The sequence below is a fragment of the Rhizobium sp. HT1-10 genome (assembly GCF_049472505.1).
In the GTDB taxonomy this organism is placed as follows: domain Bacteria; phylum Pseudomonadota; class Alphaproteobacteria; order Rhizobiales; family Rhizobiaceae; genus Rhizobium.
Map to the genome: position 1 here is coordinate 315,103 of NZ_JBCEBQ010000007.1, position 14,665 is coordinate 329,767.

Below are 14,665 nucleotides of genomic sequence, written 5' to 3' on the forward strand. Positions count from 1 at the left end.
ACGAAAGATGGATCAACGGGTCGCAGTTGTCACCGGCGCAGGGTCCGGAATTGGCCGAACGGTAGCCCTGGCGCTGCTTAACGACGGCTACTTCGTCGCCTTGGCAGGTCGGCGCCAGGAGCCGCTGCAGGAAACGGCTTCCCTTGCGAGGCTCGGCACGTCCCTCATCGTTCCGACAGATGTGACACATCCTCATTCCGTCGATACACTGTTTGCGACCGTCAAGGCGCAGGCCGGCCGTCTCGATGTGCTTTTCAACAATGCCGGCGTCGGCGCGCCGACGACAAATTTCGGCGATGTGACCTTCGAACAATGGCAGTCCGTGGTTGCCGTCAACCTTAACGGTATGTTTCTCTGCGCCAGCGCGGCCTACCGGGCCATGCGGGACCAATCGCCACAGGGCGGCCGCATCATCAACAATGGCTCCATTTCGGCCCATACGCCGCGCCCGGGCTCGGCCGCCTATACCGCGACCAAGCACGCCGTCACCGGTCTCACCAAGTCGATCAGCCTCGACGGTCGTATCCACAACATCGTGGCCTCGCAGATTGATATCGGCAATGCTGCCACGGATATGACTACCCGCATGGCCCAAGGCGTGCCGCAGGCAGACGGAACGATTGCCGTGGAGCCGACCATGGATGTTGCATTGGTGGGATCGACCGTGCTGTCGATGGCAAACATGAGCCTCGACGCGAACGTCCAGTTCATCACGCTGATGGCATCCAGCATGCCATTCATTGGCCGCGGCTGAGCGGGCGGGACCACCTGGATTAAGGAGCCCTGCACCCGCAAGATGCTCTACGATTGTCAGAGCGCCTATAGCACTTTGGGCACGGCACAAGGCCGTGCCCAAAGGCGTGATGGGGATCAGTGCAGGTCGAAGCGGTCCGCGTTCATGACCTTGTTCCAGGCCTTGACGAAGTCCTTCACGAACTTTTCCTGCGCATCGGATGCCGCATAGACTTCGGAAATCGCGCGCAGTTGTGCGTGGGAGCCGAAGATCAGGTCGACACGCGTGCCTGTCCATTTCGGCTGGCTGGTCTTGCGATCACGGCCTTCGTAGACGCCCTGCTTGCCTTCGATCGGCGACCACTGGGTGCCCATGTCGAGGAGATTGACGAAGAAGTCGTTCGTCAGGGCACCGGGACGGGTCGTGAACTTGCCGTGCTCCGGCTGGCCTGCTTCGAGGACGCGGAGCCCACCGACCAGAACAGTCATTTCCGGCGCGCTCAATTGCAGCAGCTGGGCGCGATCCACCAGCGCCTCTTCCGGCTTCATGTACTGGCGGCCGCCGATGTAGTTGCGGAAACCATCGGCGCGCGGCTTCAGCGCGGCGAAGGAGGCAGCATCGGTCTGCGCTTCGGAAGCATCCATCCGACCGGGCGTGAACGGCACGGCGATATCGTGACCGCCAGCCTTGGCGGCCTTTTCGACACCGGCCGCACCAGCAAGCACGATCAGATCGGCCAGCGAAATCTTCTTGCCACCGGTCTGGGCGGCGTTGAATTCGCTCTGAACGCCTTCGAGAACGGCCAGAACCTTGGCCAGCTGTGCCGGCTGGTTGGCTTCCCAATCCTTCTGCGGCGCGAGACGGATGCGAGCACCATTGGCGCCACCGCGCTTGTCCGAACCACGGAAGGACGAAGCGGATGCCCAGGCGGTGGACACCAGTTCCTGCACAGACAGACCGGTGGCAAGCACCTTGGCCTTGAGGTCGGCGATGTCCTTGTCATCGATCAGCGGGTGATCGACCGGCGGAATGACGTCCTGCCAGATCAGATCTTCAGCCGGGACTTCCGGGCCGAGGTAACGCACCTTGGGGCCCATGTCGCGATGGGTGAGCTTGAACCAGGCGCGGGCGAAGGCGTCGGCGAACTGATCCGGGTTTTCGAGGAAGCGACGCGAGATCTTTTCATAGATCGGATCGAAACGCAGCGCGAGGTCGCTGGTCAGCATGGTGGGGAGATGCTTTTTGGACGTGTCGAAGGCATCCGGGATCGAAGGTTCGGCGTTCTTTGCCTTCCATTGCTTGGCACCGGCCGGGCTATGGGTCAGCTCCCATTCGAAGTTGAACAGGTTCTCAAAGAAGAAATTGCTCCACTGCGTCGGTGTCTGCGTCCAAGTGACCTCAGGTCCGCCGCCGATCGCATCCTTGCCGACGCCGGTGCCGAACTTGCTATGCCAGCCGAGGCCCTGGGCCTCGAGCTCGCCGCCCTCCGGCTCGACGCCGATCAGCGAGGGGTCGCCGGCGCCATGCGTCTTGCCGAAGGTGTGGCCGCCGGCGATCAGCGCGACGGTCTCTTCGTCGTTCATCGCCATACGGGCGAAGGTTTCGCGAATGTCGCGGGCAGAGGCGAGTGGGTCCGGATTACCGTTGGGGCCTTCCGGGTTGACGTAGATGAGGCCCATCTGCACGGCGCCCAATGGCTCCGCCAGTTCGCGCTCACCGCTATAGCGCTCGTCGCCGAGCCAGGTGCCTTCCGGGCCCCAGAACAGTTCTTCCGGCTCCCAGACGTCGGCACGGCCGCCGGCGAAACCGAAGGTCTTGAAGCCCATCGATTCGAGCGCGACGTTGCCCGTGAGGATCATCAGATCGGCCCAGGAGATCTTGTTGCCGTATTTCTGCTTGATCGGCCACAGCAGGCGGCGTGCCTTATCGAGATTGACGTTGTCCGGCCAGCTGTTGAGCGGCGCAAAGCGCTGCTGCCCCTGGCCCGCGCCGCCACGACCGTCGGTGATGCGATAGGTACCGGCGCTGTGCCAGGCCATGCGGATGAAGAGACCGCCGTAATGGCCGAAGTCCGCCGGCCACCATTCCTGACTGTCAGTCATCAGCGCGTGAAGGTCCTGCTTCACGGCGTCGAGGTCCAGCGTCTTGAATTCTTCGGCGTAGTTGAAGGAATCACCCATCGGGTCCGAGCGAACCGAATGTCCGTGCAGGATCTGCACGTCCAGCTGATTGGGCCACCAATCGCGGTTCCCGCGCGTGCCCTTGCCGGTGCCGCCCGAAGACGCACCGTGTGGAACGGGACATTTGCCGGAAGTGTCTACTGGGTTATCCATCGCTTTTCCTCTCGATTATCTAACTCGCGAACGGACCTGTCGCTGTCCGGCGCGTGACCGTCCAAAGTCGTCCTTGATGGAGTTATAAGGAAAGTTGACGATAGAATTAAGTCTTATTTCCTAATCGTCTTGATAGGCTGAGGTTATCAAGGGGTCTCTGGAAGAGGCGGGGATCGGCGCCGTTGCGATACCAACCGCGGCGCCGATGGCAATTGATCATCCTGCTTCAGCCGCCGATCATCAACCTGACGATCTCGTCATGATTTGTCTCGGCGATCATTCTTTCGCCGGCCACGATGCCGCGTCGCAAGACGACGATGCGGTCGGAGACGGCGAAAATATCCTGCAGATTGTGGGAGATGAACACCACGCCGCGCCCCTGCGCCTTCAGCGACTTGATGAGGGCCACGACCTTGCGCTGTTCGGGCACGCCGAGGGCCGCCGTCGGCTCATCCATGATCAGGATCCGTGCATTCCAATAGACGGCACGGCCGATCGCGACCGCCTGCCGCTGCCCGCCGGAAAAATTGCTGACGGGGGCGTCGAGCCTTTTCACATGGAAATCCAGCGTCGCCATGGTCTTGCGCGCTGCTTCGGCCATGGCCTTGCGGTCGATCACCGGCAGGAAGCCGAAAGCCTTCTTCATCGGTTCGCGGCCGAGAAAGATATTGGCGCCGATCGTCAGGTTATCGGCAAGCGCGAGATCCTGGTAGATGGTCTCGATCCCCTTTTCGCGCGCATCCTGCGGCGAGGAAAAGGACACCGGCTTGCCCTCGATCAGGATATCACCCGAGGTTGGAGGATAAACGCCGGAGATCGTCTTGATCATGGTGGTCTTGCCGGCCCCGTTGTCGCCGGCGAGTGCCACGACCTCGCCAGGGCGCACGACGAGAGAGCAGTTTTCGAGTGCCTTGACCGCCCCGAAACTGCGGGAGAGGTTGCGGACTTCGAGCAGTGGGGTCTGACTATTCATCTTGCTTGGCTCCGGTGAACCGGCGTTGTGCCTGGTCGATGAGAACGGAAATGATGATGACGACGCCGACGGCGATGAACTGCCAGAAGGGTTCGACATTGAGGAACACCAGGCCGTACTGGATGACGGCGATGACCAGTGCTCCGGCGACCGTGCCGAGAATGGAACCGGAGCCACCGAACAGGCTTGCCCCGCCGATCACCACGGCGGCGACGCAGTCGAGCAGCAGCGGTTCGCCGGCCTGGGCCGCACCCGCCGTGAAACGGGCGGCATAGAGTGCCCCGCCCATGCCGGCGCAGGCAGCCGACAAGATGTAGAGCCGCATCAGATGGCGCTTGATGTCGATGCCCGCCCGGCGCGCAGCCTGCACATTGGCGCCGATCGCGTAATTGTGCTGGCCGAAGCGGGTCTGGCTGAGAAGATAGTGCATGATCAGCACGAACACCGCCGTGACGATGACGAGATAGGGGATGCCGTAGATGCTGCCGTTGCCGAGGATGGCGAAATATTCGTTCTTGACCGGCACGGTCGTACCGCCGGCGAGCAGAAAGGCCGCACCCCGGGCAACGCCGAACATGCCGAGCGTTCCGATGAAGGGCGGAACCTTCAGGCGTGAGATCAGCAGTCCATTGACCATGCCGGGAATGGTGGCGACCGCGATCGCAACAGCGATGCCGACCACCATGGCGATTGGGAGCGGCATGTAGAGACCGGCGATATTGGTCACATGCGCGGCCACCACGGCGGCAAGGCCCATGATGAAGCCCATCGACAGATCGATGCCGCCGGAAATGATGACGAAGGTCTGGCCGATTGCCAGCAGCAGCGGCGCAATGGCGAAAATGCCGATCGACTGCCAGTTGAAGGGAGAGAAGACGAAGGTGCCGCCGAAGGAAAGGCGCGCCCAGATCTCGAACAGGACGATCAGTGCGGCGAGAAAAAGCCAGGCGCGCAATTGCGCGATCCGCGTGATCAGGTTTTTTGCCTGGTCGGCATGATCGGCCTGGGGCGCGACATGCAGGTCCGCCTTCGGCGGTGTTTCAACGGTGCTTGCCATGTTTTTATCCAATACTAGGGTCTGCGGCCCGAAGGCTGCATGCGTGACAGATGTCGCTGGAAACCGCCCGCGGACGATGTCGGCCGCGGGCGCCCTATGGATCAATCAGAGTAGACGTACTTGGAGACTTTCGGGTCTGTGACGTTCGACTTGTCGATGATGGTGAAGCCGGTGCCGATCGCCGTCGGAATCGAATTGCCGGTCAGGTGGGCATAGGCTGCCATGACGCCGAAATATCCGATTTCAGCCGGATGCTGGGCAATGGCGACATCGACCAGGCCGGAGTTGATGTTGTCGACGATGCTGGTCGGTGCATCGAAGGCAACGACCTTGACGGCGCCTGATTTTCCCGCCTGCTTCACGCCGGTTGCCGAACCGAGCGCCGAGAACAGGTTTGCGCCGAACACGCCGACGAGATCGGGATTTCGGGCGAACACCGCCTGCACCTGCGATGCTGCCTTGTTGGCATCGTTGTCATTGAACTGAGTGTCGAGGACCTGGATGCCCGGATGGTTTGCAGCCATCTCCTTCTTGAAGCCTTCTTCGCGCTGGTCGGTGGTCGATACGCCGGGCTTGACGTTCGAGACATAGACCTTGCCCTTGTCGCCAACGGCTTTTGCAAGCGCGCGCGCTGCGATCTCGCCGCCGAGCACGTTGTCGGATGCGATATAGGCCAGCGGGAAGTCGGCGTTGCCGGCACCGGTCTGGTAGACACCGGAGCCGATGAACGTGTCGACGGTGATGACCGGAATACCGGCGTCAGACGCCTTCTTCAGCGGCTGGATCAACTGATCCTTGTCCGTCGGGGCAATCAGGATCGCATCGGGCTTCTTGGCGATGACGGCATCAAGCACGGGAACCTGCGTCACCGGGTTGAAGTCGGGAGCGCCCTGAAACACCAGCGTGGCACCGACAGCCTTGGCCGCAGCCTCGGCGCCCTTGCGCATGGTGATGTAGAAGGCGTCTGTCGTCAGGCCGGGAACGAGTGCGATGGTGTATTTCTTGTCGGCGGCACCGGCATGGCCGGCGGTCAGGGCAGCGGACGTGGCAATTGTTGCCGCTGCGGCAATCTTGAAGAATGAACGACGCTCCATAGTCTCCTCCATTATGAGCTGATGTTCTGAGTCAGACGGCTACCCCTCCTGGAAGCCGGCTGACATGATCCTCATGCCGCGACGTACCCTTCGTCAAGTGAAATATCTTCCTGAAACGAATTTCTATTCGCTTCGGCGTGTTGGCGATCGTCGCCGTGCGAGTAAAACTATGCGGCAGGCTGTTCGCGGAGAATGGTCAAAATGGCCTGAGCCGTTGCCGTGTCGGTGACGACTGCATTGATCATTCCGGCCCGGACCGCGCCGATCACGCCGGCTGCCTTTTCGACGGTGGCGACAACGCCGATGGCCAGTCCCGTCTGGCGCAGTTGTTCAGGCGAGGCGGCGATCATCCGCTCCTCGCCCTCCCAGGGCAACGGCTTCCCGTCGATGTCGACGTAATGACGGATCACGTCGCCGACCGCGCTCAAGGCTTGCTCGTTCAATGTGGCGGCGCTGGCTTCCGGCGGATTGATCGCATGGGGCAGGCCGATCCCGACGATGCAGCACTCCATCCGGTCCCAGAGACCTGTGGTTTCCCGCACCGAAGGGTCGCTGAGAAAAGCTTCGCGCAGATCGGTCGATGACAGATAGGGGGCGTGCAGGAAGTGCGGGACGCCGCCGAGATGCTCGGCTGCCTGACGCACGAACTCGTTGATCTGGAAGTGCGGCGCCGCCTGCTGCATGCCGCCGTTCAGCGGTACCACCAGCATCCCCGGAATGCGCGGCAGCCCAGCCATCACCACTTCGCGAATTGCCCTCCCCCAGCCGATGCCGAGGACAGAACCGCTGCCGAGGCCCTCCTCCTTCAGAAGGTTCCCCAAGGGCGCGGCAAGAGCAGCCAGGACTCCGGATGGCGGGGTATCGATCACCGCCGCGCGTTTGAGATTGAGCGCCGCCACAAGCTCGAGGCTGATCTCATCGGGTGATGCCAGATCCAGGACTTCGATCCTAACGATTCCCACGGCCCGCGCCTTTTGCAGCAGGCGTGACACGGTCGCGGTTGAGACACCGACCTTCTTGGCGATATCGACCTGCGACATGTCTGCCTCATAGTGCAGCTTTGCAACCATGTGCAGCATCGCCCGGGACGCTGGAGTTTCTTGCGAAGGCTGCGGAGGCACGCTTGCAATTCCTTTCTGAAACGTGTTACATGAACGTGACTTGGAGGAGTTATCGCTGAAAAGCGGCCAAACCGCAATCCTGCTCGAATGCCTTAGATTCCAGGCTACCCAATCGCATTGCCATCCGGCCTGCGAGCAGCAGAATTGTGACCGTTTTCGCTGGCTCCGTCGAGCGATTGATCAACAGCCGCAGATTGATGAGCGGATAGGGAGTGGATGCGATGACAGCAATGACGACAGCGGAGCAGCGCGCATATCAGCAGATCTGCGGCGCCAACGGGGCGATGATGGTGATTGCCTGCGACCAGCGCGGCGGAATGCGCAGCTTGCTCGCCTCTTCCCCGGAAGAGCAGGCGAAGATCAGCAACGAGATGCTGGGCGACACAAAGGCTGATATCACCCGTCATCTCGCAGCCCATGCGGGTTGCGTGCTGGTCGATCCGATTTGCGCCGTGCCGCATCTGGTTGATCGGGGAATTCTGCCCCGCGACACGGCACTGCTGATCGGCCTCGACGCCTCCGGCTGGGATGTGTCTCCTGAGGGCTATCGCATATCCAAGATGGTCGAGGGGATAGACGCCCGTCGCGTCCGGCAGCTGGGTGGCACCGGCGGCAAAATCATGGTCTATCTGCGAATGGACGTTCCCGAAGCGAATAGGGAAAACCTCGAGACACTGAAGCGCTTCATCGCCGATTTCGGCCGCGAGGACATGCTTCTGGTCGTCGAGTTCCTGACCTATAGGCTCGAAGGTGAGAGCTCTGAAGATTATGAGGCGAAACTGCCGATGCTGATCCGCGAGGGCTCGCGCGCCTGCCTCGAGCTGGGCTCTAAGGTGCTGAAGATCCCTTATCCGGGTTCCGAAGAAGCCTGTGCGGAGATTACCCGCCTTGCCGGCAACGTTCCCTGGGCCGTGCTTTCGGCGGGCGTCGATCATCAGACGTTCCTGGTCCAGGTGGAGGCAGCGATGAAAAACGGCGCATCGGGCGTGATTGCCGGTCGCTCGCTCTGGAAGGACTGCATCTCGATCGACAGGGAAGTCTCGGCACAGAAGCTTTCGACGGTCGCGGTCTCGAGATTGCAGGATATCCAGGCCATCATCGCACGCTACTTTGGGACACGAACCAGCAAGGCGGCATGAGGTCCGGTCACCGACATGACAAAGCATCCGTCTGCAATTGGCATCGACATCGGTGGCACAAACATCCGGGCCGCCCGCATCTCGGCGGCCGGGGAAATCCTGAGCAAGACGATCGTTGCGGGTAGCCGGGACCGCCAGACGGCGATCGGCATCATCACCGACCTCATAGGCCAGGCGGACAGCGCCGACGTGGTCGCGATCGGGATCGGCATTCCCGGCAGGGTCGATGCCGAAGCGGGCATCGTTCTGTCAGGCGGCTACCTCGATCTGTCGCAATGCGACTTCAAGAAGCTGATCGAGAACAGATTCAGCAAGCCCGTCGCCGTCGCCAACGACTGCAGCATGGCCCTTCTCGGGGAAACCGGTGTTGGTGCCGCGCGCGGCGCCCGCAGCGCCGTGATGTTGACCATCGGTACCGGCATCGGCGGTGCGGCGATGGAAAATGGCCGCATCGTCAGCGGCAAACAAAGTGCCGGGCAACTGGGCCACCTTGTCGTCAATCACGGGAGTGGTCGCCGCTGCCTGTGCGGACAGACAGGCTGCGTGGAAACGGAATCCTCCGGCACGGCGCTCGGCCGCCATCTCGAAGAGGCCGGCTATCCAACTGGCACCCGCTTCGAGGACATATCGGTCCTGGCTCGGGCCGGAGACAAGAGGGCACTTGCTGTCATCCAGAACTGGGCGGGACCGTTGCGCGCTGCGATTTCCACGCTGTCGGCGGCCTTTGACCCGGCGATCATGCTGCTCGGCGGCGGCATGGGACAAGCAGCGGTCGAAGCGCTCGGCTTCCTTCCCGAGACATCCGGCTGGAACCGGACGCCGCTGCGATGCGCGGCGCTGGGTGATGACGCCGGCGTGGTTGGCGCCGGGCTGGCAGCGCTCGAGACTGCCCGGCAATTGCAGGGCTGGCCGTCCCGGCAGGCGTGCGGCAAGCGCGTCCTGCTGGTCAACGGCATCCCCGCATCCGGCAAAAGCCGCCTGTCGCATGCCGTATCCGAGGCTACCGGTTGGCCGATCCTTGCACTCGACACGATCAAGGATCCGTTTCTGGAACATATCGAAGGCGTCGACCGGCTGTTCAACCGGACCCTCGGCAAGGCGAGCTACAAGGCGATCTGGTCTGTCATCCGCGATGCGCCCGATGGCTCGACCTTTATCGTCGACGCTTGGTTCGGCTTCCAGCCGATGGAGCTATTGCGCGAGCATATTGCCATGTCGGGCACGACCGATATTGCCGAGGTGTGGTGCCACGCGCCGGCAGAGGTGGTGGCGGAGCGATACGCAGCCCGACTGGAGGGACGTCTTCCCGGACATCCGGGAGCGGCCTACATTCCCGAGTTGATCGAACTTGCCAGGCGCGCGGAGCCCTGCCGGCTGGGGCCGGTCTACGATGTCGAGACGCTCGGTGTCTCCGACCACCGGCCCGTCGTCGCTTGGGCCAAAGCGACCCTCTCCGGGATGAAAAACATGAATGCCGCGTGAAAGGCGGGCAGCGCATGCTGTCCGCCTCGGTGGTTCATTGGCATCCGGTGTATCCCGGTGCCGTCAACCCAAGCATTCGGCGCTGGTATCAGGTCTCTGAAAACAGCTTGGTGAAGCGCAACGCCCGGCCGTCGTCATCAACCAGTGCCGCCATCTCACGCTCAAGCTGATCCCGGTCGTCTGCGCCCCTCAACAGTCGCCCGGCGAGCGGATCGAAGCGCCCGCAGGCAATATCGACAATCAGGGCCGCGGCGCGCGACGGCGGCAGGTCGACACCTTCGTCGAACAGCGTCTGGATGGCGGAAAGGTACTTCTTGCCGTCCTCCGACGACACCTGCAGCTCCGTCATCGGCGTGCGCACCAGGCCCGGATCGACGGCGAAGGCCAGAACCCCACCCTCTTTGGTCGTGTCGTTGAGGCATTCCGTGAAGCGCATGATCGCGGCTTTGCTCGACGCGTAGCCCGAGCCGTGCGGAAAGCTGTTGCCGGTGCCGCCGCCGACGAAGTTGACGATCCGTCCCCGGCCGCGGGCCAGCATTCCCGGCGCCAGGCAGCGGGATGTGTGGAAGCTGCCCCGCAGGTTGATTTCGACGTCCTGCCACCACGTGTCGGGGTCGCATTCCCAGATCGGCCCGAATGCCCGGAAGGACCCGTGGTTATTGACAAGAAGATCGACAGGTCCGAGCGTGTCGACGATTGACTGTATTGCCCTTTCCACCGCCATGCGATCGACGAGGTCAACCGCCACGGCCAGCGCCTTGCCGCCTTCGGCTTGGATGAGCGACTCGGTCTCGGATATCTCGGTGGATGTTCTGGCGATCAAGGCGACCGCCGCACCGGCCCTGGCCAGATGCAGCGCCGTTTCGCGCCCGATTCCCCGGCCAGCGCCGGTCACGATGCAGACAGTTCCACCCAGGTTCGGCACATTCTCTCTCCCATTCTGCGCAGGTCGTAATCCCCGCTCCCAAATTAGACATATGCGGAACTCAGGCGAATTCAACGGGATGCCGTGGCAGAGTTGCCTTCTGAGGCTGCACGCCGGAGCGGTGCCGCATCGGGCATCGCAGCCTTATCGTTGATATCAGACCAATCCGGCTGATCATCCTCAGCGTACTGCAAACCGAAAGTCGCAATCCGAAAGCCTGCCGATGAAGCCTGTGCGTAACCTCATTTTCATACTCGGCGACCAGCTGTCGCAATCGCTGTCGAGCCTGGAGGATGCCGATCCGGCGCAGGATGCGATCCTGATGTGCGAAGTGATGGAGGAGGCCACCTATGTGCCGCATCACAAGCTGAAGATCGCGCTGATCTTCTCCGCCATGCGCCATTTCGCCGAAGAGCTGCGCTCCAGCGGTTTCGAGCTCCACTACACCCGTCTAGACGACCCGAATAATGCCGGCTCCTTTACCGGCGAGCTGATGCGGCTTTTGTCAGAGGTCATGCCGAAGCGAATCATCGCCACGGAAGCCTCCGAATGGCGCGTCCTGAATGCGATGGAGGGCTGGGCCGCGATGGTCGGTGTGCCGGTCGAAATTAGGGCCGACACGCGCTTCCTCTGCGCGAAGCCGGAATTTCGGCGGTGGGCGGACGGTCGGCGATCCCTCACCATGGAGTATTTCTATCGCGACATGCGCCGGAAGACCGGCTTGCTGATGCAGGGACAGCAGCCAGAGGGCGGCAAGTGGAATTTCGATGCGGAGAACCGCAGGCCCGCCCAGCCCGACCTCTTCCGCCCGAAACATCCTGTCTTCAAGCCCGACCCGATAACCGCTGGAGTACTCGATCTCGTCGAGACGTCCTTCCCCGACAACATGGGCTCGACCCGGAACTTCGGATTTGCCGTCACCGCTGCGGATGCCGAAAAGGCGGCGGAGGCCTTTATCGTCGATTTCCTGCCGAATTTCGGTGCGACCCAGGACGCAATGCTGAGGGATGAGCCCTTTCTCAATCACGCATTGCTGTCGTTCTACATCAACATCGGGCTGCTCGATCCCCTGTCGGTCTGTCGGGCGGCGGAGCGGGCCTATTTCGAGGGCTCGGCGCCGCTGAATGCGGTGGAGGGTTTCATTCGCCAGATCATCGGCTGGCGAGAATATATCAGGGGCATATACTGGCTGAAGATGCCGGGCTATGAGGACAGCAACGTCTTCAATGCCGAGAGACCGCTCCCTTGGTTCTTCTGGAACGGCGAGACCGACATGGCGTGCCTGTCGACCGTCATCACCCAAACCATGACCCACGCCTATGCCCACCATATCCATCGGCTGATGGTCGTCGGGAATTTTGCGATGCTCGCCGCACTCGACCCGCATGCCGTCCATCAATGGTATCTCTCGGTCTATGCCGATGCCTTCGAATGGGTGGAGCTACCGAACGTGATCGGCATGAGCCAATTCGCTGACGGGGGCTTCATGGCTTCCAAACCCTATGCAGCAAGCGGCGCCTATATCGACCGCATGTCGGACTACTGCGAAAACTGCAGCTACGACGTCACCAGGAAAACCGGCGACGGCGCCTGTCCGTTCAACGCGCTCTATTGGGATTTCCTGGACCGAAACCGCGAAACTCTTTCGACCAACCACCGCCTCGCGCAGATCTATGCATCCTGGCATCGCATGGACGAGAGCAAGAGACGGTCCTATCGCGAGAGCGCCGCATCGTTTTTGACGAAAATGGACGCCGGGCAGCGAGTATGAGCCATATTCGTCGCGCCGCACCCGAAAGGCCTTGCCCATGCCGAAAATGAAAAAGAAGGGCGATCTTCCGACCAAGATCTGCGCTTGCTGTGGCCTGCCATTCACCTGGCGTCGGAAGTGGGCGGCGAACTGGAGCGAGGTCAAGTTCTGCTCGGACCGCTGCCGCCGCGCGAAGTGAAGGTCCTTCGGCGTTGAGGCCGAGGTCTGCTACTTTCCACTGACGACGGTCGAGGCCAGCCTGAAGGGACTGGAGACCGCGGCGCCTGCCGCGTCGAAGACGAAGGTGCCAACGCGTGAAGCCGCAGCTGCCGGCGTCCGGTCGAGTGCCTCCAACTGCTTTGCAAACCGCGCCAGCGATGCGAACCTGTCATGGCCGACCCCATCCGTGGCTTTCAGCGAAGTGAGGTCGATCAAGGTGATATCGTTTTCCAAGGCGGCCTGCTGAATGCGCGGATCGCTGACATCGAGCCGGCCGACGCGTGGGCGCTCGCCTCCGAGGAAGCTGGACACGGCCAGGGCGCGGTCGACCTTCGAGATCAGCAAGGTTGGCGGATATTTCAGCTTGCCGATCTCCTTCAGCTGGGATCGGAACACGTCGACATCGATGTCGGGCGAGGCAAGCACGACCTGGAGCTTGCCGATGACATCCTCGCGATGCTCGAGCTTGAGCTGACGGACCACCTCCATCACCAGGAAGCCGCCCATGCTGTGGCCGAACAACACGATGCGCTTGATTTTCTTGGCCGAGGAAAGGGCGGCCACGACTGTCTGGAGGTCGTGTCGCGAGTAGAGGACTGCGTCGCGGTCCGCCACATATCCGACGATCGAGGCCTGGGAAGGCCAGGAGAACATGATGGGGTCTTGGAGGCCCGAATCGGCAGTCACCTGCGCTTCGCGGTAGAGCGCTTCCTGGAAAGAATTGTTGTAGCCGTGGACATAGATCTGCACGCTTCCGTCAGGGCCCACCGAGTTGGCCGCAGCGGCGACGAATCCCGCTTCGGAAAGGTCTTGCCGGCGTGTCACCACGAACTGCTGTTGCGGGTCGGGGCGATCCTTCGGGTATTCGATGGTTGCCGGCTTGTGGGCGGGTGGAACCGACATCTCGTAGCTCTGGTAGGCCACGGACTGCGCCCAGTTCACGCCGAAGCCACGGGATGGGCCCAGGCTGTCGCGGTTCGTCGCCGTCAGCATGACGATGCGCTTCTCCGGCAGGTTGGCCGGATGAACCGGATCGAGCACAGCCGCGGAAGGCCTGGAGGCACAGCCGGAAAGGACAGCAACCATCATGACCACCACCTGCGAGAGGCGACGCGTGGAACGGTCGGGGAACATCATCGGAGCACAATCCTGTATTCTGGCGACACCCTCAGGGCCGGCCTTGGTCGTCGGTAGGCCGGCGCCCAGCTGCGAAATCCGGGCGCCTGGGGGATCGCCTCACGTGGCGATCGGCTCATGCTCGACAGGTTCCTCTTCACGCCGAATGCGGAACCAGGCGACGTAGAGTGCCGGTAGAAACAGTAGGGTCAAAACCGTTCCGACGACAATACCGCCCATCATGGCATAGGCCATAGGTCCCCAGAATATCTCGCGGGAGATAGGAATGAGGGCAAGCGTGGCCGCGGCGGCAGTGAGCAGGATTGGCCGCATGCGATGCTCGGTCGCTTCGATGACCGCCATCCAGGGAGGTCTTCCCTCGCTTCGTAGATGTTCGATCTGGACCACGAGGATGACCGAGTTGCGGATCAGGATGCCGATCAGCGCCAGAATGCCGAGGATCGCCACGAACCCCATGGGCGCGTTGCTGAGCAGCAGCGCCGACGCCACGCCGATGAGGGCTGTCGGCGCGACGGCAAACACAAGGAACAACCGGCTGAAACTCTGCAACTGCCATGGCAAACAGCATGAGCGGTGCGACAGCCGCGATGGGTCCCTGTGCCTTGCCGCTTTCCTCGACAGCACCACCATTGACGATGCTGTAGCCCGGCGGCAGGGTCTTGCGGAATTCATCGACCTTGCCCTGCAGTTCGCTAACGATCG

12 protein-coding genes and 1 pseudogene are annotated in these 14,665 nt (G+C 62.1%); 5 read left to right on the forward strand and 8 right to left on the reverse strand.

Annotated elements, in window-relative coordinates:
- Positions 1-7 precede the first annotated feature (7 nt).
- Positions 8-754 (forward strand): SDR family oxidoreductase, encoded by a 747-nt coding sequence (locus VH564_RS18670; protein ID WP_423341354.1) that lies wholly within the window; start codon positions 8-10, stop codon positions 752-754.
- 116 nt (positions 755-870) lie between these two features.
- On the opposite strand, the gene katG is transcribed toward VH564_RS18670, so the two are convergent.
- From katG to VH564_RS18695, 5 genes are all read right to left on the reverse strand, one after another.
- Positions 871-3,066 carry a catalase/peroxidase HPI gene (katG, locus tag VH564_RS18675; protein WP_423341355.1) on the reverse strand — a complete coding sequence of 732 codons (2,196 nt, stop codon included), beginning with the start codon at positions 3,064-3,066 and terminating at the stop codon, positions 871-873.
- A 226-nt stretch (positions 3,067-3,292) separates the two neighbouring features.
- Entirely contained in the window at positions 3,293-4,039 is a 747-nt protein-coding gene (locus tag VH564_RS18680) for an ATP-binding cassette domain-containing protein (protein WP_423341356.1), read from the reverse strand.
- A complete protein-coding gene (locus tag VH564_RS18685) occupies positions 4,032-5,096 on the reverse strand; it encodes an ABC transporter permease subunit (protein ID WP_423341357.1) in 1,065 nt (354 codons plus the stop codon). Before VH564_RS18685 ends, VH564_RS18680 begins: the two co-directional genes overlap by 8 nt.
- Before the next feature lie 101 nt (positions 5,097-5,197).
- Entirely contained in the window at positions 5,198-6,190 is a 993-nt protein-coding gene (locus VH564_RS18690) for an ABC transporter substrate-binding protein (RefSeq protein ID WP_423341358.1), read from the reverse strand.
- 167 nt (positions 6,191-6,357) lie between these two features.
- Positions 6,358-7,269, reverse strand: a complete 912-nt coding sequence (locus VH564_RS18695; RefSeq protein ID WP_423341380.1) for a sugar-binding transcriptional regulator — start codon at positions 7,267-7,269, stop codon at positions 6,358-6,360.
- 263 nt (positions 7,270-7,532) lie between these two features.
- Between VH564_RS18695 and VH564_RS18700 the strand changes: the two genes are divergently transcribed.
- On the forward strand, positions 7,533-8,450 hold the full coding sequence (locus tag VH564_RS18700) for a tagatose-bisphosphate aldolase (RefSeq protein ID WP_423341359.1): 918 nt from the start codon (positions 7,533-7,535) through the stop codon (positions 8,448-8,450).
- Positions 8,451-8,465: 15 nt separating this feature from the next.
- A complete protein-coding gene (locus VH564_RS18705; protein WP_423341360.1) occupies positions 8,466-9,932 on the forward strand; it encodes an ROK family protein in 1,467 nt (488 codons plus the stop codon).
- An 88-nt stretch (positions 9,933-10,020) separates the two neighbouring features.
- Here VH564_RS18705 and VH564_RS18710 read toward each other — a convergent pair whose 3' ends face one another.
- Positions 10,021-10,827 (reverse strand): SDR family NAD(P)-dependent oxidoreductase, encoded by an 807-nt coding sequence (locus tag VH564_RS18710; RefSeq protein ID WP_423341361.1) that lies wholly within the window; start codon positions 10,825-10,827, stop codon positions 10,021-10,023.
- A 253-nt stretch (positions 10,828-11,080) separates the two neighbouring features.
- Here VH564_RS18710 and VH564_RS18715 point away from each other — a divergent pair, with 253 nt between their 5' ends.
- Together VH564_RS18715 and VH564_RS18720 are read left to right on the forward strand one after the other, a co-directional pair.
- Positions 11,081-12,628: a cryptochrome/photolyase family protein gene (locus VH564_RS18715; protein WP_423341362.1), complete on the forward strand. Its 1,548-nt coding sequence runs from the start codon at positions 11,081-11,083 to the stop codon at positions 12,626-12,628.
- Positions 12,629-12,665: 37 nt separating this feature from the next.
- Positions 12,666-12,806, forward strand: coding sequence for a DUF2256 domain-containing protein (locus VH564_RS18720; RefSeq protein ID WP_423341363.1), 141 nt, complete (start codon positions 12,666-12,668; stop codon positions 12,804-12,806).
- A 29-nt stretch (positions 12,807-12,835) separates the two neighbouring features.
- On the opposite strand, the gene VH564_RS18725 is transcribed toward VH564_RS18720, so the two are convergent.
- Both VH564_RS18725 and VH564_RS18730 read right to left on the reverse strand, forming a co-directional pair.
- Entirely contained in the window at positions 12,836-13,963 is a 1,128-nt protein-coding gene (locus tag VH564_RS18725) for an alpha/beta hydrolase (RefSeq protein WP_423341364.1), read from the reverse strand.
- Between the two features lie 99 nt (positions 13,964-14,062).
- A pseudogene (locus VH564_RS18730) lies at positions 14,063-14,665 on the reverse strand (efflux RND transporter permease subunit); the annotation flags it as partial.

Coding starts and splice junctions, on each gene's coding strand:
- VH564_RS18720 (WP_423341363.1), top strand. CDS start 12,666: ATGCCGAAAATGAAAAAGAAGGGCGATCTTCCGACCAAGATCTGCGCT.
- VH564_RS18670 (WP_423341354.1), top strand. CDS start 8: ATGGATCAACGGGTCGCAGTTGTCACCGGCGCAGGGTCCGGAATTGGC.
- VH564_RS18680 (WP_423341356.1), bottom strand. CDS start 4,039: ATGAATAGTCAGACCCCACTGCTCGAAGTCCGCAACCTCTCCCGCAGT.
- VH564_RS18700 (WP_423341359.1), top strand. CDS start 7,533: ATGACAGCAATGACGACAGCGGAGCAGCGCGCATATCAGCAGATCTGC.
- katG (WP_423341355.1), bottom strand. CDS start 3,066: ATGGATAACCCAGTAGACACTTCCGGCAAATGTCCCGTTCCACACGGT.
- VH564_RS18685 (WP_423341357.1), bottom strand. CDS start 5,096: ATGGCAAGCACCGTTGAAACACCGCCGAAGGCGGACCTGCATGTCGCG.
- VH564_RS18695 (WP_423341380.1), bottom strand. CDS start 7,269: ATGCTGCACATGGTTGCAAAGCTGCACTATGAGGCAGACATGTCGCAG.
- VH564_RS18690 (WP_423341358.1), bottom strand. CDS start 6,190: ATGGAGCGTCGTTCATTCTTCAAGATTGCCGCAGCGGCAACAATTGCC.
- VH564_RS18705 (WP_423341360.1), top strand. CDS start 8,466: ATGACAAAGCATCCGTCTGCAATTGGCATCGACATCGGTGGCACAAAC.
- VH564_RS18725 (WP_423341364.1), bottom strand. CDS start 13,963: ATGATGTTCCCCGACCGTTCCACGCGTCGCCTCTCGCAGGTGGTGGTC.
- VH564_RS18715 (WP_423341362.1), top strand. CDS start 11,081: ATGAAGCCTGTGCGTAACCTCATTTTCATACTCGGCGACCAGCTGTCG.